The sequence below is a fragment of the Dactylosporangium sp. NPDC050588 genome (assembly GCF_040654975.1).
GTDB lineage: Bacteria > Actinomycetota > Actinomycetes > Mycobacteriales > Micromonosporaceae > Dactylosporangium > Dactylosporangium maewongense.
Genome location: NZ_JBFAJA010000024.1, coordinates 105905 through 125075 on the forward strand (window position 1 = coordinate 105905; position 19171 = coordinate 125075).

Annotated in this window: 19 protein-coding genes; 6 read left to right on the forward strand and 13 right to left on the reverse strand. The window is 72.3% G+C overall.

Features of this window, described 5'->3' with window-relative positions; genetic code table 11:
- Positions 1-36: 36 nt before the first annotated feature.
- A complete protein-coding gene (locus AB0I21_RS18760) occupies positions 37-1110 on the reverse strand; it encodes an NYN domain-containing protein (RefSeq protein ID WP_360562606.1) in 1074 nt (357 codons plus the stop codon).
- Between the two features lie 83 nt (positions 1111-1193).
- Here AB0I21_RS18760 and AB0I21_RS18765 point away from each other — a divergent pair, with 83 nt between their 5' ends.
- The 3 genes from AB0I21_RS18765 to AB0I21_RS18775 are packed head-to-tail and all read left to right on the forward strand — an operon-like array spanning position 1194 to position 3875.
- Positions 1194-1844: a helix-turn-helix transcriptional regulator gene (locus AB0I21_RS18765; protein WP_360562608.1), complete on the forward strand. Its 651-nt coding sequence runs from the start codon at positions 1194-1196 to the stop codon at positions 1842-1844.
- A complete protein-coding gene (locus AB0I21_RS18770) occupies positions 1831-2943 on the forward strand; it encodes an alanine racemase (RefSeq protein WP_360562610.1) in 1113 nt (370 codons plus the stop codon). The genes AB0I21_RS18765 and AB0I21_RS18770 overlap by 14 nt, the downstream gene beginning before the upstream one ends.
- A gap of 5 nt (positions 2944-2948) precedes the next feature.
- Complete coding sequence (locus AB0I21_RS18775; protein WP_360562612.1) at positions 2949-3875, forward strand: ornithine cyclodeaminase family protein; 927 nt, start codon at positions 2949-2951, stop codon at positions 3873-3875.
- A 54-nt stretch (positions 3876-3929) separates the two neighbouring features.
- On the opposite strand, the gene AB0I21_RS18780 is transcribed toward AB0I21_RS18775, so the two are convergent.
- On the reverse strand, positions 3930-4415 hold the full coding sequence (locus AB0I21_RS18780; RefSeq protein WP_360562614.1) for a hypothetical protein: 486 nt from the start codon (positions 4413-4415) through the stop codon (positions 3930-3932).
- Positions 4416-4454: 39 nt separating this feature from the next.
- Complete coding sequence (locus tag AB0I21_RS18785; RefSeq protein WP_360562616.1) at positions 4455-5414, reverse strand: helix-turn-helix domain-containing protein; 960 nt, start codon at positions 5412-5414, stop codon at positions 4455-4457.
- 81 nt (positions 5415-5495) lie between these two features.
- Here AB0I21_RS18785 and AB0I21_RS18790 point away from each other — a divergent pair, with 81 nt between their 5' ends.
- Together AB0I21_RS18790 and AB0I21_RS18795 are read left to right on the forward strand one after the other, a co-directional pair.
- Positions 5496-5669 (forward strand): hypothetical protein, encoded by a 174-nt coding sequence (locus tag AB0I21_RS18790; protein WP_360562618.1) that lies wholly within the window; start codon positions 5496-5498, stop codon positions 5667-5669.
- A 4-nt stretch (positions 5670-5673) separates the two neighbouring features.
- Positions 5674-5796 carry a hypothetical protein gene (locus tag AB0I21_RS18795; RefSeq protein ID WP_360562620.1) on the forward strand — a complete coding sequence of 41 codons (123 nt, stop codon included), beginning with the start codon at positions 5674-5676 and terminating at the stop codon, positions 5794-5796.
- Here AB0I21_RS18795 and AB0I21_RS18800 read toward each other — a convergent pair.
- Together AB0I21_RS18800 and AB0I21_RS18805 are read right to left on the reverse strand one after the other, a co-directional pair.
- Entirely contained in the window at positions 5793-6296 is a 504-nt protein-coding gene (locus AB0I21_RS18800) for a flavin reductase family protein (RefSeq protein WP_360562622.1), read from the reverse strand. The two genes, AB0I21_RS18795 and AB0I21_RS18800, sit on opposite strands and share 4 nt — an antisense overlap.
- The gene (locus AB0I21_RS18805) at positions 6293-7444 is read right to left on the reverse strand and encodes an LLM class flavin-dependent oxidoreductase (protein ID WP_360562624.1); all 1152 of its coding nucleotides are present in this window, start codon (positions 7442-7444) and stop codon (positions 6293-6295) included. Before AB0I21_RS18805 ends, AB0I21_RS18800 begins: the two co-directional genes overlap by 4 nt.
- A 154-nt stretch (positions 7445-7598) precedes the next feature.
- On the opposite strand from AB0I21_RS18805, the gene AB0I21_RS18810 reads away from it, so the two are divergent.
- On the forward strand, positions 7599-8804 hold the full coding sequence (locus AB0I21_RS18810) for an RNA-guided endonuclease TnpB family protein (protein WP_360562626.1): 1206 nt from the start codon (positions 7599-7601) through the stop codon (positions 8802-8804).
- 33 nt (positions 8805-8837) lie between these two features.
- On the opposite strand, the gene AB0I21_RS18815 is transcribed toward AB0I21_RS18810, so the two are convergent.
- From AB0I21_RS18815 to AB0I21_RS18850, 8 genes are read right to left on the reverse strand one after another with little or no spacing between them, the layout of a single operon-like run.
- Positions 8838-10145, reverse strand: a complete 1308-nt coding sequence (locus tag AB0I21_RS18815) for an acyl-CoA dehydrogenase family protein (protein WP_360562628.1) — start codon at positions 10143-10145, stop codon at positions 8838-8840.
- Positions 10142-11311: an acyl-CoA dehydrogenase family protein gene (locus tag AB0I21_RS18820; protein ID WP_360562630.1), complete on the reverse strand. Its 1170-nt coding sequence runs from the start codon at positions 11309-11311 to the stop codon at positions 10142-10144. Before AB0I21_RS18820 ends, AB0I21_RS18815 begins: the two co-directional genes overlap by 4 nt.
- A complete protein-coding gene (locus AB0I21_RS18825; RefSeq protein WP_360562632.1) occupies positions 11308-12957 on the reverse strand; it encodes an ABC transporter ATP-binding protein in 1650 nt (549 codons plus the stop codon). Before AB0I21_RS18825 ends, AB0I21_RS18820 begins: the two co-directional genes overlap by 4 nt.
- Positions 12954-13793 (reverse strand): ABC transporter permease, encoded by an 840-nt coding sequence (locus tag AB0I21_RS18830; RefSeq protein WP_360562634.1) that lies wholly within the window; start codon positions 13791-13793, stop codon positions 12954-12956. Before AB0I21_RS18830 ends, AB0I21_RS18825 begins: the two co-directional genes overlap by 4 nt.
- Entirely contained in the window at positions 13790-14740 is a 951-nt protein-coding gene (locus AB0I21_RS18835) for an ABC transporter permease (protein ID WP_360562636.1), read from the reverse strand. The genes AB0I21_RS18830 and AB0I21_RS18835 overlap by 4 nt, the downstream gene beginning before the upstream one ends.
- Positions 14737-16347: an ABC transporter substrate-binding protein gene (locus tag AB0I21_RS18840; protein WP_360562638.1), complete on the reverse strand. Its 1611-nt coding sequence runs from the start codon at positions 16345-16347 to the stop codon at positions 14737-14739. The genes AB0I21_RS18835 and AB0I21_RS18840 overlap by 4 nt, the downstream gene beginning before the upstream one ends.
- A complete protein-coding gene (locus AB0I21_RS18845) occupies positions 16344-17741 on the reverse strand; it encodes an LLM class flavin-dependent oxidoreductase (RefSeq protein ID WP_360562640.1) in 1398 nt (465 codons plus the stop codon). Before AB0I21_RS18845 ends, AB0I21_RS18840 begins: the two co-directional genes overlap by 4 nt.
- Complete coding sequence (locus tag AB0I21_RS18850) at positions 17738-19102, reverse strand: LLM class flavin-dependent oxidoreductase (RefSeq protein ID WP_360562642.1); 1365 nt, start codon at positions 19100-19102, stop codon at positions 17738-17740. Before AB0I21_RS18850 ends, AB0I21_RS18845 begins: the two co-directional genes overlap by 4 nt.
- Between the last annotated feature and the right edge of the window lie 69 nt (positions 19103-19171).

The following is a 19171-nucleotide window of genomic DNA, read 5'->3' on the forward strand; positions in this document are numbered from 1 at the left end:
ATGCCGTCAATGCCCAGTCCGTCGCGGATGTGCGCGCTAACTTGTCGCGGTGACCAGGTAGTCGTCCGCCTCGGGGTTCCAGCGCAGCTGGACCGCGCCGCCGGTCGCGGCGGCCTTGCAGAACTGCAGGAACGTGCGGTAGCCGAGCTTCTTCTCGCTGAAGTCCGGCCGGACCCGGCGGACCTGGTTCTTCAGCCCCGACAGCGCCGCGCCGCCGCCCCCGGCGTCCAGCACCACGGACCGCAGCAGCGCGAACCCGTCCTCCCGGTCGCCGTGCTCGGGCAGCGCCACCTCCGGGTCGCCCTTGGCGCGGCCGCCGGACAGCTCGATGACGTTGCGGTCACCGAGGTGGCGCAGCAGCTCCCCGAACGCGCGGAACCCGTAGTCGGACTCGCTGAACGTCGGGTCCTTGCGCAGCAGGGTCCGCTTCAGCGTCGAGGCGGTGACCTCTCCCCCGGAGCTGCCCTGCAGCCCGGCGACGGTCTGCGCCACGATCACGGCGAGCTCGTCGACGTCGCCGACCTCGGGCACCGGCTCCGGCTCCGGCTCGGGCACCGGTTTAGCCCGGCGCGGCTCCGGCTCCGGCGTGGCGCGTGCGGTCCGGCCGCCGCCCCGGGTCCGGCTCGAGCGCGCGTCCACGCCCTCGAGCCGGTCGTAGTACAGGAACTCGTCGCACGCCGGAGGCAGCAGCGCCGAGGTGGACTTCTCGACGCCGACGCCGATGACCCGCTTGTTGAGCCCGCGCAGCTTGTCGACGAGCGGGGTGAAGTCGCTGTCGCCGGTGCACAGGACGAACGTGGAGATGTAGTCGCGCTCGAACGCCAGCTCCATCGCGTCGACCGCCATCTTGATGTCGGCGGCGTTCTTGCGCGAGGCGCCCATCCGCTGCGGCATCTCGATCAGCTCGACGTGCGAGCGGGTCAGCATCCGGCGGTCCTCGTCGAAGTACGACCAGTCCGCGTACGCCCGGCGGACCACCACCCGGCCACGCTCGGCGAGGGCGTCGGCGATCGGCCGGAAGTCGAAGGTCATGCCACCGAGGTGGTCCCGGGCGCCGAGCGCCAGGTTCTCGTAGTCGAGGAAGAGCGCGATCCGGTCTTCGGAGTCCACGCCGGTCACCCTACGCCCGTCGGCGATCATCGGCTCGCTGGGCTGGACTTTTCGTCCAGAAGCTGGACGTCTACTATGAGCGGGTGGATGCAGGAGCGGACGCGATCCTGGCGGCGCTGCTGCCGGTCATCGACGGGCTGGCGGCGACGTTCGGGCCGATGTGTGAGGTCGTCCTGCACGACTACCGGCGGGGCGAGCAGTCGGTCGTCGCGGTCGCCGGCTCGGTGACGGGGCGCAAGGCCGGCGACGCGATCAGCGAGATCGGCCTGGCCGTGCTCGCCCAGGGCGACGCCGCCACCAACGACGTCAACTACGTCACCCGCGCCCCCGACGGCCGGATCGTCAAGTCCTCGACCATGCCGCTGCGCGACGGCGCCGGCCACGTCTTCGGCGCCCTCTGCGTCAACGTCGACGTCACGGCGCTGCGGCAGGCCGGCGACCTGCTCACCGCCCTGGCCGGCGCGGCGGCCGCGCAGGTGCCGGCCACCACGTTCAGCGACGACTTCGATGATGTCGTCGATGCGTTGGTACGGGCGGAGGAGCTGGCACGGGGAAGGCCGGTGGCGGCGCTGACCCGGCCCGAACGGCTCGCGCTCCTGCGCGCGCTGGACCGGCGCGGCGTCTTCGCCGTCCGCAACGCCGTGCCCCGGGTCGCCGCGCGGCTCGGGGTCTCCCGGTCCGCGGCCTACGCCGACCTCGCCGAGAGCCGGAGGAGCTCCGTTGACACTGGATGACGCGCAGACACCGTTCCTGGCGGTCGACGCGACCGTGGTGCGGGCGAACGCCGACCGCCTCAGCAAGCATCTCGCCGGGCTCGGCGTGCCGCTGCGGGCGCACGTCAAGACAACGAAGTCCGTCGACCTCGCCGCGCTGCTCGACGACGGGCGGCCCGTCCCGATCACCGTGTCGACGCTCGCCGAGGCTTCCGCGTTCGCCGACGCCGGGTACCGCGACATCCTGTACGCCGTCGGCATCGCACCGGACAAGCTGCCGCGGGTGACCGCGCTGCGGGACCGGGGGGTCGACCTGACCGTGCTGCTCGACAGCGTGGAGCAGGCCGCCGCCGTGCCCGCCGGCGTGCCGGCGCTGATCGAGGTCGACTGCGACGGTCACCGCGGCGGCGTCCAGCCCACCGACCCGGTCCTGCTGGACATCGCGCGCACCCTCGCCGCGCGCGGCGCCGTGCCCCGCGGGGTGCTGACGCACGCCGGCGAGTCGTACTTCGCCGACGGCGTCACCGCGCTCCGTGCGGCCGCCGCGCACGAGCGCGACTGCGCGGTGCGGGCCGCCGCGGTGTTGCGGTCGGCCGGCTTCGAGGCGCCGGTGGTGAGCGTCGGATCGACGCCGACCGCGCACTTCGCGACCGACCTCACCGGCGTCACCGAGGTCCGGGCCGGCAACTTCCTCCTCTTCGACCTCGTGATGGCCGGCATCGGCGTGTGCACGCCGTCGGACCTGGCGATGACGGTGGTCGCCACCGTGATCGGCCACCGCCCCGACAAGGGCTGGATCCTCACCGACGGCGGCTGGATGGCGACGTCCCGGGACCGTGGCACCGCCCGCCAGCGCGTCGACCAGGGGTACGGGCTGGTCGCCGACCTCGACGGCACCCTGTATGACGACCTGCTGATGACCGACGCCAGCCAGGAGCACGGCATCCTCTCCGTCCGGCCCGGCAGCTCCGCCGCGCTGCCCACCCTGCCGGTCGGCGCCCGGGTGCGGATCCTGCCCAACCACGCCTGCGCCACCGCCGCGCAGCACGACCGCTACCACGTGGTCCGGCCGGGCTCCCGCGCCGTCGAGGCCGTGTGGTCCCGAATCAGAGGATGGTGACCACGATGCGGTTCCTGCCCGAGGCCGAGTCGGCCGCGCTCGTCAACGAGGAGTTGGCGTTCACCGCCGTGCGCTCGGCGCTGATCGCCGCCGCCGAGCCGCAGTCGTCGGTCTTCCCCGCCGTCGCCTGCCACGGCTCCGACCCGGCGAACCGGTTCACGGTCAAGCCCGGCGCGTCGGCCTCGCTGGCCGGCGTCAAGGTCGGCAGCTACTGGCCCGGCAACGCCGCCGCCGGGCAACCCAGGCACAACTCCGTCGTGCTGCTCCTCGACCAGTCCGTCGGCCGCGTCGAGGCGGTCGTCGAGGCGGGCGTCGTGAACGCCTACCGCACCGCCGCCGCGGACGCGGTCGCCGCCTCCGTGCTGGCGCGGGACGATGCCCGTACACTCGCCATCTTCGGAACGGGACACCAGGCGCTCTACGAGTGTCTGGCCCTCGCCCGGGTGCGGCCCGTCTCGACGATCCTCGTGGTCGCCCGCAGCGCCGCCAGTGGCGCGGAGTTCCTGTCCCGGCTCGCCGCCCGCGGCCTCACCGGCACGCTCACCCCCGCCGAGGAGGCCTGCGCCGCCGCCGACATCATCGTCACCGCCACCACCGCCACGGCACCCCTCTTCGACGCCGCCTGGGTGCGGCCCGGCACCCACGTGGCCAGCATGGGCTCCGACGCCGCCGGCAAGCAGGAGCTCCCACCGGCCCTGCTGACCACCGCCCGCCTCTTCTGCGACCTGCCGTCCCAGTCCGTCCGCATCGGCGAGCTGCAGCACGTCGCCGCCCTCGTCGCCGAGGGCACCCTCACCGTGACCGCCATCGGCGACGTCCTCGCGGGCCGCACCCCCGGCCGCCGCTCACCCGACGACATCACCGTCTTCGACTCCTCCGGCATCGCCCTGCAGGACCTCTTCATCGCCGAGGCCCTGCTCCGCGCCGGATGACGGCCAGTCCCGCGCCATGTGCGGTGGCGTGGCGTCGCCAGGTGCTCACCGCTGCTACCGCCGGGAACCAGCGTCCCGTCGACGTCGAAGAACACCGCCCCACGGATCATGCCCGAAGGCCATCGGTCGCCCCCACGCACCTGCGCGAGCCGGCCCGGCGTCAGGCTGGGTGCAGGTTGGTCCAGGAGCGGGTGGTGGGGAGCCGATCCACGCGTCCCGGGCGGTCTCCCAGTCGCGCAGGACGGTGGCGGCCGTGCCGAGGTTCCAGTAGGCGGGCTCCTCGGCGCCCCGCTGCACGTACGTGACGGCGGTCTTGCCGGTCTCCAGCGCGCGGGGCCAGTCGCGGGCGAACTTGAACGCCAGCGCCGCGCCGAACCAGACCGCCTTCGCCGCTCGCCGGGGGACGCGTGGCGCCACCGCGGCGAGCAGGTCGCCGGCGCGCGGCCAGTCCTCGGCCTCGAACGCCTCGTAGCCGTGCGCGACCGCCGCGACCACGTCACGGCCGGCGGAGCGCAGCGGGTTGAACCACCGGGAGAGCATGCCGCGGACGGTACGGGCCACGAGCCCACCTCGACAAGATCAGGAGGCGAACGCCTTGCGGTATTCGCGGGGTGGGACGCCGCGGCGGCGGACGAACTGCTCGCGCAGGGTGGCGGCGGTGCCGAAGCCGACGCGGCGGGCGACCTCCTCGATCGGCAGGTCGGCGGTCTCCAGCAGCTCCTCGGCCCGGTGCAGACGCTGGGACAGCACCCAGGCGTGCGGGGTCGAGCCGGTCGCGGCGGCGAACCGGCGGGCGAAGGAGCGCTGGCTCATCAGCGCCCGGGCGGCCAGGACCTCGACCGTCAGTGGGGCGTCGAGGTTTTCCCGGGCCCAGCCGAGGACCGCGCTGAGGCGCTCGTCGTCGCAGTCGGCCGGCACGGACGCCGCCACGTACTGCGCCTGCCCGCCGTCGCGGTGCGGCGACAGCACCATGTCGCGGGCGATGGTGTTCGCGACCGCCGAGCCGTATTCGCGGCGCAGCAGATACAGGCACATGTCCACGCCGGCGGCCGCGCCCGCGCCGGTGACGATGCGCCCCTCGTCGACATACAGCACTTCGGGCATGAGCAGCACATCCGGGAAGCGCGCCGCCATCGCCGCCGCCCACCGCCAGTGGGTCGTCGCCCGCCGGCCTTCGAGCAGGCCCGCGCACGCCAGGACGAACGCGCCGGTGCAGTGGCCCGCGATGGTCGCGCCCCGCTCGTACGCCGACCGCAGCGCCTCCAGCACCGCCGGCGACGGCGCGACGTCGAAGTGCTCCCACGAGGTGACGAGGACCAGGTCGGCCTGGGCGAGCCGGTCCAGGCCGTGCTCCACCATCAGCTTGAGCCCGGCGTCGGTGGCCACCGGCCCCGGCTCGTCGGTGCAGACCGCGAAGTCGAACCCGGGCAGCCCGCGGGACGTGCGGTCGTAGCCGAAGATCTCGCTCACGATCCCGGCTCCGAACGCGCCGGTGCCGTGGTGGACGTACGCGGCGACGTTGCGGAACGGATGATGCATGCCACCATGATGGCAGAAAATCTGCGATCGCGTGCAGATCTGCCACTGTTGTGTTCACGCCGCCGGGCGCAGGCTGAGACCATGTTCGTCATCGACTGCCCCACCCACGGGTCCCGCGTCCTGCTGTCCGAGCGCCGCATCCGCTCCCTGCGCAACACCGACACCGGCGTCCTGCTCGCCCTCGAGTGCTACTGCGGCCACGTCGAGAAGATCAGCACCGGCCGTCGCGCCCCCGCACGGCACGTCCCGGAGTGACCCGGTGCTGCGCGCTGGTGCGGGCGGGCCGCTCGCCGCGGAGCACGACCGGCTCGCCGCATGGGTCGACGGCGTCGGCGACCGCCGGCTCGCCGACGTCGTGCGCCACATCGAGCGTTGGGGCTAAAAGCCCAGGCGGCCGAACCTGCTGCGGTGGAAGACGAGCGGGGACGGGTCGGGCAGGGCCGAGCGGCCCGCGGCGCTGAGCCGCAGCAGGATGATGGTGTGGTCGCCGGCAGGGAACTCGTTGTAGATCGTGGTGTCGAAGTGGGCCAGGCCGTCGTCGAGGATGAGGGCGCCGTCGGCGGTGGCGGTGACGGGCAGGCCGTCGAAGCGCCGGTCGACGGCGCCCGCGAGCTGGCGGGCGACGGCAGAGTGGTGCTCGGCGAGGATCGTGACCCCCAGGTGGGCGGCGCGGCGCAGGTCGGGCCACGTCTTCGAGGTGTTCGCGATGCAGAACGACACCAGCGGCGGGTCCAGCGAGACGGACGTGAAGGAGCTCGCGGCGAGGCCGACGGGCACGCCGTCGACCAGCGCGGCGACCGCGACCACGCCGCTGGGGAAGATGCCGAACACCTCGCGCAGGCGGGCCGGGTCGAGGTCCTGGTTGGTCCGCAGCGTGCTCATCGGGTCACCGCCCCACCGAACGGCACGGACGCGGTCGCCCCGGCGGGTGGCGCGGGATGCCGCCAGAGGCCGCGGGCGGCCAGCTCGGGCAGGACGCCTTCGCCGAAGCGGTACGCCTCCTCCAGGTGCGGGTAGCCGGACAGCACGAACTCGCTGATGCCGGCCGCCGCGTACTCCTCGATGAGGTCGGCGATCTGCCGGTGGCTGCCGACGAGCGCGGTGCCGGCGCCGCCGCGGACGAGCCCGACGCCCGCCCACAGGTTCGGGTGGATCTCCAGGCCGTCCTTGGTGCCGCCGTTGAGGTCGAGCATCCGCCGCTGCCCCTCGGACTCGCTGCGGCGCAGCCCGTCCTGGACCTGGCGGATCTGCTCCTCGGAGATGCCGGCGAGCAGCCGGTCGGCCTCCGCCCACGCCTCCTCGGCGGTGTCGCGGGCGATGGTGTGCACCCGCAGCCCGTACGCCGGCTGCCGGCCCTCCGCGTCGGCGAGGTCGCGGACCCGGGCGACCTTCGCGGCCACGGCCGCCGGTGGCTCGCCCCAGGTGAGGTAGACGTCGACGTGGCGGGCCGCGACGTCGAGGGCCGCCGGGGACGAGCCGCCGAAGTACACCTGCGGCAGCGGCGCGGGGATCTGCGCGAGCACCGCGTCGGACAGCTGGAAGTGCCGGCCCTCGAAGGTGACGGGCTTGCCGGACCACAGGTCGCGGACGATCGACAGGAACTCGCCGCAGCGCTCGTAGCGGGCGTCCTTGTCCAGGAAGTCGCCGTACATGCGCTGCTCGTGGCTCTCGCCGCCGGTGACGACGTTGAGCAGCAGCCGGCCGCCGGACAGGTTCTGGAAGGTGCCGGCCATCTGCGCGGCGAGGAACGGCGAGGTGAGGCCGGGGCGGAACGCGACGAGGAACTTCAGCCGCTCGGAGACGCTCGCCAGCATGGCGGTGGTGATCCAGGCGTCCTCGCACCACGCCCCGGTGGGGGTGAGCGCCGCCTCGAAGCCGAGCTGCTCGGCGGAGCGCGCGATCTGGCCGAGGTACGGCACGGAGGCCGGGCGGCCGGCGGCACCGGCTGGGGTGCCGTGTCCGCCGCCGACGACCTGCCGGCCGTCTCCGCCGTTGGTGGGCAGGAACCAGTGGAACTTGAGGTCGGTCATCGGATTCCTTCCGTGGATACTCCGGCCTTCAGGCCGGGGAGGAAACGGAACTCCTGCGGAGCAGGGCAGGGACAGTCACTCCGCCGCCAAGGCGGATCGGCGTCTACCGCGCGTCATCGCAACGTTCACCATCTAGGCGGCTATCGCGTGAGCCGTGGCCAGGACGGTGAAGCGGGCGTTCAAGTACCGCTTCTACCCGACCCCCGAGCAGGCCGCCGAGCTTGCCCGGACGTTCGGGTGTGTCCGACTGGTCTACAACCTGGCGTTGCAGGCCCGGACCGAGGCGTGGACACTGCGCCAGGAACGCGTCAACTACACCGCCACCAGCGCGATGCTGACCGCGTGGAAGAAGACCGAGGGTCTCGCGTTCCTGAACGAGGTGTCCTCGGTTCCGCTGCAGCAGGCGCTGCGACACCTGCAAGTCGCGTTCTCGAACTTCTTCGCCAAGCGGGCCAAATACCCGACGTTCAAGTCCAAGAAGAAGTCGCGGCGGTCGGCGGAGTACACGACCAGCGCGTTCCGGTACCGCGACGGCAAGCTGACCCTCGCGAAGATGGCCGAGCCGCTGGACATCGTGTGGTCGCGGGCACTGCCCGAGGGTGCATCGCCGTCCACGGTGACCGTGTCGCAGGACGCTGCCGGACGCTGGTTCGTGTCGCTGCTCTGCGACGACGTAGTCCCCGAGACAGTTGCCACCGGACAGGTCGGCATCGACGCGGGGCTCGACTCCCTGCTCACCCTGTCGACCGGCGAGAAGATCACCAACCTCCGGCATGAGCGCCGTGACCGGACCGCCCTGGCTCGCGCCCAGCGGCAGCACGCCCGCAAGCAGAAGGGCTCGAACAACCGCGCCAAGGCTCGCGTGAAGGTCGCCCGCGTCCACGCCCGCATCACCGACCGCAGGCGTGACCACCTGCACAAGCTGACCACTCGGCTCGTTCGTGAGAATCAAAGGATCGTGATCGAGGACCTGACCGTACGCAACATGGTCAAGAACCACACGCTGGCCCGCGCCATCTCCGATGCGGCGTGGCGACAGTTCCGCACCATGCTGGAGTACAAGGCGGACTGGCACGGCCGGACGTTGGTTACTGTTGACCGCTGGTTCCCGTCGAGCAAGCTGTGCTCGACCTGCGGTGCGCTCGCTGAGCGGATGCCGCTGCACGTGCGGTCGTGGACGTGCCGGTGCGGCACCGTCCACGACCGGGACGTCAACGCGGCCCGCAACATCCTCGCGGAGGGGCTCTCCGTGATCGCCTGTGGAGGCGGTGTAAGACCTCAACGAGAGTCCTCTCGAACGGGGCAGTCGCCGGTGAAGCAGGAACCCCCTGGGGTGACCCAGGGAATCCCCGCCCTTTAGGGCGGGGAGGACTGTCAACACGCCTGTCCGTGGTTACGCCTGTCCGTGGTTTGGGGGTGGGGTACCGTCGACGGCCCAGCGGCCGAGGTGCTGGATCTTCCATGTGGTCGGGTCGTGGAGGGTGTGCGTGCGGGCGTTGCGCCAGTGCCGGTCGAGGCCGAGCCCCGCGGCCGCCGACCGGGTGCCGGCGACCTCGAAGAGGCGGCTGCCGGCGTCGACCGCGGCGCGGCTGGTGGCGGCCCGCGCGGCGGCGACGGCGAGCGACGCCGCGCCGGTGAGGGCGGCGGCGTCGGTACGGGCGGCAGCGTCGGTACGGGCGGCGTCCGCTGTGAGCCCCGTACCGGTACGGGCGACGTTCGCTGTGAGCCCCGTACTGGTACGGGCGGGGTCCGCCGTGAGCGCGGCGTCGGCCCGGTCGATCGCCCTGGCCGCCTCGGCGAGCAGCGCCTCCCCCGCCCGGACGGCCAGCTCCAGCTCGCCGAACGCGTGCACGACGAGCGGGTCGTCCGCGGCCCGGTCGACTCCCGCGTCGGGGTACGGGCGGCTGCGCTCCCGCACGAACGCGGCGGCCTCCGTGAGCGCGGCGCGGGCGATCCCGGCGTCGATGGCGGCGTGCAGCACCTGCGCGAACGCGCCGTAGGTCTGCGGCCCGTCGAACGTCACCGCGTACGGTGTGATCAGCGAGTCGGGAACGTCGACGCCGCGCAGCACGACGGAGCCGCTGGCGGTGGTGCGCTGGCCGAGGCCGTCCCAGTCGTCGATGACCTCCACGCCGTCCGCGTGCCGGTCGACCCACGCGACGTGCAGCGGCCCGTCGGGGCCGAGGTGGGCGAGCACGGGGATGCGGTGCGCGAGCAGCGCCCCGGTGGCGTAGAACTTGCGGCCGTCGAGGCGCCAGCGGTCGTCGCCGAGAGCGGTCAGCGTGGTCCGGATGTCGCGGACGTGCTTCGTGCCGGCCTCGGACTGGGCGTTGCCGAAGCGGCGCCCCGCGAGCACCTCCCCGAAGAGCTGCCGCCGCTGGGCGTCGGTGCCGTTGCGGCGGAGCTGGCCGATGTACGCGTAGTGGCTGTGCGGGATCTGCGCGATGTTCGGGTCGCCGGTCGCCAGCAGCCGGACCACCTCGGCGACGGTCTCCACGGGCAGGCCTGCGCCCCCGTACGGTACGGGCACGGTGATGGCGAGGAGCCCGGACGCGCTGAGCTCGTCGAGCTCCGTGACCGGCAGCACCCGCCGCGCGTCCCGGTCGGCGGCATCCCGGGCGAAGCTGCGCGCGAGCCCGGCGGCGACCTCGACCGCCGCGCCGGCGGTGAGCACGGGGACGGTGGTGAGCGCCCGGGTCATGCGCCCTCCCGCAGCTTCGCGTAGGCCGCGCTGGGGCTGGTCCCGTCCAGCAGGTACTGCCCGACGATCCGGTCCCGGTAGATCACCGGGTTGTGGGAGGCGAGGGTACGGGCGTTGCGCCAGTGCCGGTCGAGCCGGAACCGTTCGGTGACCGCGGACGCCCCACCGACCTCGAACAGCTCGGTGGTCAGGTCCAGGACGAGCCGCGCGACCACGCCCTGCGCCCCGAAGACCGCGACGTCCGCGACGTCCGCGCGGTCTGCGAAGCGGTCGGAGTCGGGCTCGGACCGCGCGGCCGAGATGGCGCCGGCCGCCGCCAGGACCGCGGCGGACACGACGGTCGAGGCACCGGCGAGACGGCCGACGACCTGCTGCACCTGCGGGTCGGTGGCCGGCGACGGGTGCGCGGGGTTGTGCAGGTTGCGGGTGCGTCCGTTCACGTAGGCGACCGTGTCGGCGACCGCGGCTCTGGCGATGCCGGCCAGGCTCGCCAGGTGTACCAGCTGAAACACCGCCATCAGGGTGGAGCGGGTCTCCTCGAAGGGCTCGACGTCCTCGGCGGCGACCGGCACGTCCTCGAAGATCGTGGTGCCGCTGCCGGTGAGCCGCTGCCCGAAGCCGTCCCAGTCGTCGATTCTGGTCACGCCGGGCGCGGACGCGGGGACGAGGACGTTCACCGTGCCGTCCTTCCCGGCGGCGGTGGTCTGGATCCAGTCGGCGAAGAGGCTGCCGGTGGAGTAGAACTTCCGGCCGTCGAGCCGGAAGCCGTCATCGGCGGGGCGCAGCGTGCTCTCGGGGGCGGACCAGGAGGTGCTGGCGCGTTCGCTCTGCGCGTTGCCGACGATCACGCCGGCCGCGATCCGCCGCAGCCACCGGTCGCGGACCTCCGAAGCAGCGTGCGCGAGGCGGCTCTCGACGAAGCCGATGTGCCCGCGCAGCAGCTGCGGCAGGTTCGAGTCGGCCCGGCCGAGCTCGATGAGCTGCTCGGTGAACTCGGGCAGGGTGGCGCCGAGACCCCCGTGCTCGACGGGGATCCGCAGCTTCGTGAACCCGGCCTCCCGCAGCCACTCGACCTCCTCGGCCGGCAGCCGGCGGTCGGCCTCCCGCTCGACGGCGCCCTCGGCGATGCGCGCGAAGACGGGGGCGAAGCGCTCGGTGAACGTCATGACGCCCCCAGCCGGGGCACCGCGGTCAGCAGTTGTCGCGTGTACGGGTGCCGCGGCCGCTCGAAGACGTCGGCTGCGGTGCCGTGCTCGACGATCCGGCCGTCCTTCATGACCAGGATCCGGTCGCTGACGTGGTGGATGACGCCGAGGTCGTGGGAGATGAACAGGTAGCTGACCCCGAGCTCGTGCTGCAGGTCGGTGAGCAGGTCGAGCACCTGCGCCTGGATCGACACGTCGAGCGCGGAGACCGGCTCGTCGCACACGACGACCTTCGGCTCGGGCGCGAGCGCGCGGGCGATCGCGACCCGCTGCCGCTGCCCGCCCGACAGTCGCAGCGGCACCGCGTCGAGGTGGGTGGCGCCGAGGCCGACCTGTTCGAGCAGGCGCACGGCCCGCTCCCGGGCCTCGGCCTTCGAGCGGGGCGGCCGGTCGCCGGTGCCGAGCGCGTCGGTCAGGATGCGGCCGACGGACCAGCGCGGGTCGAAGGAGCTGTGCGGGTCCTGGTAGACGACGCCGACCTGTCGGCGCAGCGGCCGGCGGCGCTCGGTGGTCAGCGCCGACCAGGGCTCGCCGTGCAGCAGTACCTCACCCGACGTCGCCGCCAGGAGGGCGAGGGCGATCCGGGCGGTGGTGGTCTTGCCGGAGCCGGACTCGCCGACGATGCCGAGGGTCTCGCCGCCGAACAGCTCGAACGACACGTCGTCGACGACGGTCCGGTCCACCTTGTCGGGTCCGCGGAACACCTTCGTGAGGTGCCGCGCCTCCAGCACGGGCCGGCCGCGGTCGATCGTCCTCCTTGGACGTTCCACAGTGGATGGCCCGCTCAGCCGGGTGCCGCGGGTGTGTTCGGACGGGATCGCGGCGAGCAGCATCCGCGTGTAGTCGTGCCGCGGCTCGTGCAACACCTGCGCCGCCGGGCCGTGCTCGACGATCTCGCCGTCGCGCATCACGGCGACCTCGTCGGCGAGCCGCGCCACGACGGACAGGTCGTGGCTGATCAGGATGATCGACGTCCCGCGCGCCTTCGACGCGGCGAGCAGGTCGAGCACCTGCGCCTGGACGGTGACGTCGAGCGCGGTCGTCGGCTCGTCGGCGATGAGCAGCGGCGGGTCCAGGGCGATCGCCGACGCGATCAGCGCCCGCTGCCGCAGGCCGCCGGACAGCTCGTACGGCCGCTGCCGCGCCCGCACCGCCGGCTCCGGCACCCCGACGGACCCGAGGAGCTCGACGGCCTTGTCGGCCCGTTCGGCGCGGCCACCCCACCCGTGGATCCGCAGCGGCTCGGACACCTCGTCGCCGACCCGGCGCAGCTGGTCGAGGGAGACCAGCGCGTCCTGCAGCACGAAGCCGACCCGGCGGCCGCGGACGGCCCGCCACGCCCGCTCCGAGGTGTGCAGCAGGTCGGTGCCGGCCAGGTCGATCCGGTCCGCGGTGACGCTGGAGCCGGCGCCGGTGAGCCCGACCAGGGTGCGGGCGGTGACGCTCTTGCCGGATCCTGATTCGCCGACGATCGCGAGGCACTGCCCGGGCCGTGCGGTGAACGAGATCCCCTTGACGACCTCGTCGCCGCCGAACGCCACCCTGAGGTTCTCGACCCGCAGCAGCGTCGCCTGTTTCACCAACGGTCGTGCGTCCACTGTGGTCATCGGGCGGCTCCTCCGAGTCGGTGCTGCAGGGTGCGGCCGAGCGAGGTCACGGACAGCGCCACCAGCACGATCACGACGCCGGGCAGGATCTCCAGCCACCACGAGGTGGTGATGTGCAGGCGGCCGGCGTCCAGCAGAGCGCCCCACTCGGAGCTGGGCGGGGCGACACCGAGGCCGAGGAACGACAGCGCCGACGCCCACACGATCGACTGGCCGACGCCGAGGGTCGCGACCGCGACGAGCGGCCGCATGGCGTTGGGGAACAGGTGCCGCCGGATGACGGTGAGCCTGCCGTGCCCGAGCGCGGTGGCCGCCTCGATGAACCCGGCCTGCCGCACGGCGAGGACCTGTCCACGGATCATCCGGGCGTACCCGGGCGCGGAGCCGATCCCGACCGCGACGATCGACGTGGCGAGCGACGGGCCGCGGACCGCGATGACCAGCAGGGCCAGCAGCAGCGACGGGAACGCGAACGCCACCTCGAGGACGCGGGTGATGGCCGCGTCGACGACCCCGCCGGCCAGCGCCGCGGTGAAGCCCAGCGTGATGGCGAAGGCGAAGGCGAGGGCGGTCGCGCCCAGGCCGAGGCCGAGCGACTCCCGGGCGCCGTAGATGACCCGCACCAGCAGGTCCCGGCCGGCGTCGTCGGTGCCGAACGGGTGCTGCCACGAGGGCGCCTGGAGGGTCGCGGTCAGGTCGATCGCGGTCGGGCTGTCGCCCGTGAGCAGCCCCGGCGCGAGCGCCGCGACCACCACGAACCCGGTGACGAGCAGCGACACGACGGTGCCGGGTCGCGGCAGCCTGATGGGGCGGGTGGTGAGCGGGATCGTCGTCACGGGGCGACCGCCGTCCGCAGCCGCGGGTCGATCAGCGCGTACGCGAGGTCGACCAGCAGATTGGCGATGACGTAGATGGCGGCGACGACCAGGACGATCCCGGACACCGTCGGCAGGTCGCGGGTGTTGACGGCGGTGACGAGCACCTGCCCGATCCCGGGCCGGCCGAAGATGTTCTCGGCGATGACGGCGCCGGAGACGAGCGCGCCGAGCGCCCAGCCGGACAGGGTGACCGCCGGGAGGATCGCGTGCCGCAGCACGTGCCGCAGCCGCACGCCCAGGTCCGACATCCCGCGGGTGCGGGCGGTGGTCACGAACGGCTGCCGCAGCACCTGCTCGAACTCGTCGCGGGTCACCTGACCGAGGAAGCCGGCGAGCGGGATCGCGAGCGTGAGCACCGGCAGGACGCTCCCCCAGGCGCTGGTGCCCCCGATGATCGGGAACGCCCGCAGCTGGACGGCGAAGACGACGAGGAGCACGACCCCGACCCAGTAGTGCGGCAGGCTCGCCGTCAGCGCCTCCCAGGTGGTGCCGAGGCCGGTCAGGAACCTGCCCCGTTTCACGGTCACCAGGGTGATGCCGAGGGCGAGCGCCCAGGCGACGAGCAGCGCCGCGCCGGTGAGGGTCAGGCTCGGCAGCAGCTGCCCGCCGATGATCTCCAGCACCGGCCGTTTCTGGGTGTACGACGTGCCGAGGTCACCGTGCAGCAACCCGTTCAGGTAGTCCAGGTACTGCACGACGACCGGGTCGTCGAACCCGAACCGCTCGTTGAGCGGCGCGAGCTCCGCGGCCGTCCACTGCTTGTCCTGCCCGGTCTGCAGGTTCATCAGCGTGTTGGCCCGGTCGCCGGGGACGGCCAGCTGGGCGAAGAACGTGACCGACGCGGCGGCCACGATCACCGCCAGGGACGCCACGGTCTTGAACACCACCCGGATCACGGCGCTCATCCGACGAAGTACGCGTCGGAGAAGACCGGCTCGCCCTGGCTCTTCTCGAGCCACACGTTCTTCAGGTTCTGGGCGACGGCGTAGGTGGAGTTCTGCGTGTACAGGCCGATCCCGGCCGCGTCGTCCTGGATGATCTGCTGCGCCTTGCCGTACAGGGCGTTGGCCTTCGCTGCGTCGGCCTCGGCGTTGGCCTGCTGGATCGTCGTGGACAGCGTCTCGTTGTTGTAGAAGGACCGGTTGCTGCCGTTCGGCTTCTCCGTGGTCGAGGGCCGCCACACGATCCACAGGATCGCGGCGCTCGGGCTGGTCCAGTAGGACGGGGTGGCGTCGAACGTGCTCGGGTCGGAGTACTTGCCGCCCCACAGCTCGGCCTGGGTCGCGGGGATCAGCTTCACGTCGAAACCGACCTGCTTCCACTGCTCCTGCAGCACCTGCAGGACGGTCGCGCCCTCCTGGGTGAAGATGAACCCGGAGCCGTAGACGAGCTTGATGGTGAGCGGCTGGCCGTCCTTGGTGCGGACCTTCTCGGCGTTGCGGCCCGTCCAGCCGGCCTCGTCGAGCAGCTGGTTGGCCTTGGCCGGGTCGTAGGCGTAGGCCTTGGCCGCCTCGGCGTTGTAGCCGGGCGTGGACTGGCTGACGGCGGGGTTGCCCTCGTACGGGATGACGCCGTGGAAGCCGGCCTCGACGGCGGCCTTCCGGTCCGCGCCGTAGGCGAACGCCTTGCGCACGGCGGCGTCGGTGAACGGGCCGGTCTTCGTGTTGATGTAGAACGAGACGGGCTTGCCGGGCGTGATGTAGCGGATCGTCTGGTACCGCGCGGTCGCGTCCTTCCAGTTGACCGTCGGCACCTCGTACACCACGTGGGACTCACCGGTGCTCAGCGACGCGTAGCGGGAGACGCCGTCGGCGATGAACTTCCAGCGCACCTCGTCGACGATCGCCGGGCCCTCGTGCTTCGCGGTGGCCGGCCAGGACGTGTAGGCCGGGTTCTTGGCGAGCACGACCTCCTCGCCGTGCTTCCACTCCTTGACGGTGAAGCCGCCGGAGCCGATCGGCTTCTCGCAGTTCTCCTTCTCCGTGCGGCTCTTGTACGCCGTCGGCGACTGGATGCCGAAGTAGCCCTGCGTGATGAGGTTCAGGAACGGCGGGTACGGCGAGTTCAGCGAGATCTCGACGGTCCTGGCGTCGACGGCCTTCGCCGACTTGTAGTACGGGTCGATGGAGACCTTGGCGGTGCTGTTGCCGCCCTTGTTCTCCCACAGGTCGAAGTTCCAGGCGACCGCCTCGGCGTCGACCGGCGTGCCGTCGGTGAACTTCACGCCCTCCTTGAGGGTGAAGGTGTACGTGAGGCCGTCCGCGGACGCCGCCCACTTCGTCGCCAGCCACGGCTGGACGCTGCCGTCCTCGGCGAGCGTGACGAGGCCGTCGAGGACCTGGCGGGAGATGTACGCCTGCTGGATCCAGCCGCCGAAGATGCACGGCGGCTCCTGGACGTGGCCGTAGACGATGGTGCCGCCGGTCTTCGGCGTCCCGTCGCTGGTCGCCTCAGCGGCACCGCACGCGCTCAGCGACGCGGTCGCGAGGATGACGGCGAGTGTCTTCTTCACGGGGTTTCCTTTGTGGGGTCGGTGATGCCGCTGACCGGGAGATGCGCGCCGCCGCGGTACCGGGCGCCGTGGTGCCGCTCGGGCAGCCGGTCGCCCTCGCCGAAGATGCGGTCGCGGAGGGTCTCGCGCTCGTCGTACGTGCTGCGCAGGCGCCCTCGCTCGCGCAGGACGGGCACGACGTGCTCGATGAAGTCGCGGGTGGTCTCGTGGGAGTGGTACTGCAGCAGGTTGATGCCGTCGATGCCGACCTCGTCGAGCCAGCGTTCGATCTCGTCGGCGACCTGCTCGGGGCTGCCGACGGCGAGCAGCGGCTGGCGGCCCAGGTCGCCGAAGCCTTCGAGCAACTCGCCGACGGTCTGCTCCGGGTCGATGACCCGGAACCGGCTGACCCGGCCCTCGCCGGTGGCGACGTCGCCGACCTTCGTGTCCGGCGGGTACGCGGTCGGGTCCCACGGCAGGCCAGCGTGGGCGAGGTAGCCGTCGGCGCTGGCCAGCTCCTGGTAGCGGGCGAACTTCGCCTTCGCCTCGTCCTCCGTCGGCGCCACGACGACGCCGGCGATGGTGATGAACCGCACGTCGTCGGCGCGCCGGCCGGCGGCGACGGCCGCCTCGCGGATGCCCGCGATCGTCGTGCGCAGCGCCTCCGTGCTCGGGCCGCCGGTGAAGACGACCTCGGCGTGCTTGCCGGCGAACCTCGTGCCGGCCGCGCTGGCGGTGGCCGTGAACAGCACCGGGGTGCGCTGCCGGCTCGGCGACGGCAGGTGCGGCCCCTCGACCTTGAAGTACTCGCCGTCGTGGTGGATCGGGCGGATCTTCGCCGGGTCGGCGAACACGTTGCCCTCCCGGTCGGCGACGATCGCGTCGTCGTCCCAGGAGCCTTCCCACAGCTTGTACAGCACGTCGAGGTACTCGTCGGCCCGCTCGAACCGGTTGTCGTGCTCGACCTCGTCGTCGTGCCCGAAGTTGCGGGCCGCGTTGGGCAGGTAGGACGTGACGATGTTCCAGCCGACCCGGCCCTTGGTGAGGTGGTCCAGGGTGCTGGCCCGGCGCGCCCACGCGAACGGCGGCTCGTAGGTGGTGGAGAACGTGATGCCGAAGCCGAGGTGCTTCGTGACCGCCGCCATCGCCGGCACCACCGACGCCGGGTCGTTGTTGGGGATCTGCAGGCCCTGCCGGATGGCGGTGGCCGCGGAGCCGCGGAACGTGTCGTAGGTGCCGACGACGTCGGCGAGGAAGACCGCGTCGAAGCCGCCCTCTTCGAGCAGCACGGCGAGCTCGGTCCAGTACTCGATGTCGTTGAACCGCTCCCGGTTGTTGTCCGGCAGCCGCCACAGCCCGTGGGTGATGTGGCTGACGCAGTTCATCTCGAACAGGTTGAGGATGAGGCGCTTCATGCCTTGGCAGTCCTTCTGTATCGCGCCGCCGGGTGCGTCTCGGGGAGGCGGTCGCGGCCGAACAGCTTCTGCCGCAGGGTCCCCTCGGTGTACTCGCGCTGGGCGAGGCCGCGGTCGCGCAGCACCGGGATGACGTGGTCGACGAACTCCTCGTAGCTGCCGGGGATCTCGGCGTTGACGACGTTGATGCCGTCGACGCCCGCGGCCCGCCAGCGCTCCAGCTCGTCGGCGATCTGCTCCGGGGTACCGGTGACGCGGCCGTTGTGGGAGGTGTAGTGCGCGACGTCGCGCAGGGTCGGCGGGCGGTCGGTGACCAGGTCGTTGATCCAGCCGAGGATCGACTGGACGCCCTCGGTCTTCAACTCGCCGACGGGCCGGTCGAGGTCCTTGAGGGCCTCGTGACCGAGGTCGATGCCGATCGCGCCCGACATGTGCGACAGCTGGGCGTCGTAGTCGATCCACTGGTCGAGCTCGTCGCTGCGGCGCTTCGCCTCCTCCTCGGTGGAGCCGACGACGAAGTGCAGGCCCTGGAAGAACTTGAGGTCGTGCGGCGAGCGGCCGTGCTGGACCGCGCGGGCGCGGATGTCGGCGGTGTCCCGGGCGGCGGCCTCGACGCCCGGCGCGACGATGAACACGGCCTCGGCGTTCTTCGCGGCGAACGTGCGGCCCGCCTCCGACGCGCCGGCCTGGAAGAGCAGCGGCGTGCGCTGCGGCGACGGGCTCACCAGGTGCGGGCCTTCCACCTTGTACCGGGGGCCCTCGTGCTCGATCCGGTGGATCTTGTCGTAGTCGGCGTGGATGCCGGTCGCGCGATCCTGGACGAGCGCGTCGTCCTCCCACGAGCCTTCCCACAGCTTGTACGTGACGTCGACGTACTCGTCGGCCCACGCGTAGCGCTCGTCGTGCTTCGTCAGCCCTTCCAGGCCGAAGTTGCGTGACGCGTTGGGCAGGTAGTTCGTGACGATGTTCCAGGCGACGCGGCCCTTGCTGGCATGGTCGAGCGTGGAGATGCGGCGGGCGAAATTGAACGGGTGCTCCTGCAGGATCGACGCGGTGAAGGCGATCCCGAGGTGCTCCGTCGCGTAGGCGATGGCGCTCGCGAGCACCGACGGGTCGTTGCTCGGCACCTGCAGGCCGGCCTCGACGTATTTGCGTTCGTCGCCACGGTACGGCGCGTACAGCCCGACCACGTCGGCGAAGAAGATCGCGTCGAACGTGCCGCGCTCCAGGGTCCTGGCGAGGTCGACCCACAGGTCGAGGCTGTTGAAGTCGGCCTGGCGGGCGCTCGGCCGGCGCCAGGTGCCCTGAATGATGTGGCCGGTGGTGTTCATCACGAAGGCGGCGAAGTGCAGGGGTCGCATGCATCTCTCCTTGTTTCTCGGTAAATACTATAGACTTAGTAGGGTATTGACGCGCAAGACCCCGGGTGG

Excerpts from the sequence above, each read along its gene's own strand:
- AB0I21_RS18775 (WP_360562612.1), top strand. The coding sequence starts at position 2,949 with ATGCGGTTCCTGCCCGAGGCCGAGTCGGCCGCGCTCGTCAACGAGGAG.
- AB0I21_RS18780 (WP_360562614.1), bottom strand. The coding sequence starts at position 4,415 with ATGCTCTCCCGGTGGTTCAACCCGCTGCGCTCCGCCGGCCGTGACGTG.
- AB0I21_RS18785 (WP_360562616.1), bottom strand. The coding sequence starts at position 5,414 with ATGCATCATCCGTTCCGCAACGTCGCCGCGTACGTCCACCACGGCACC.
- AB0I21_RS18790 (WP_360562618.1), top strand. The coding sequence starts at position 5,496 with ATGTTCGTCATCGACTGCCCCACCCACGGGTCCCGCGTCCTGCTGTCC.
- AB0I21_RS18800 (WP_360562622.1), bottom strand. The coding sequence starts at position 6,296 with ATGAGCACGCTGCGGACCAACCAGGACCTCGACCCGGCCCGCCTGCGC.
- AB0I21_RS18805 (WP_360562624.1), bottom strand. The coding sequence starts at position 7,444 with ATGACCGACCTCAAGTTCCACTGGTTCCTGCCCACCAACGGCGGAGAC.
- AB0I21_RS18815 (WP_360562628.1), bottom strand. The coding sequence starts at position 10,145 with ATGACCCGGGCGCTCACCACCGTCCCCGTGCTCACCGCCGGCGCGGCG.
- AB0I21_RS18820 (WP_360562630.1), bottom strand. The coding sequence starts at position 11,311 with ATGACGTTCACCGAGCGCTTCGCCCCCGTCTTCGCGCGCATCGCCGAG.
- AB0I21_RS18825 (WP_360562632.1), bottom strand. The coding sequence starts at position 12,957 with ATGACCACAGTGGACGCACGACCGTTGGTGAAACAGGCGACGCTGCTG.
- AB0I21_RS18835 (WP_360562636.1), bottom strand. The coding sequence starts at position 14,740 with ATGAGCGCCGTGATCCGGGTGGTGTTCAAGACCGTGGCGTCCCTGGCG.
- AB0I21_RS18845 (WP_360562640.1), bottom strand. The coding sequence starts at position 17,741 with ATGAAGCGCCTCATCCTCAACCTGTTCGAGATGAACTGCGTCAGCCAC.
- AB0I21_RS18850 (WP_360562642.1), bottom strand. The coding sequence starts at position 19,102 with ATGCGACCCCTGCACTTCGCCGCCTTCGTGATGAACACCACCGGCCAC.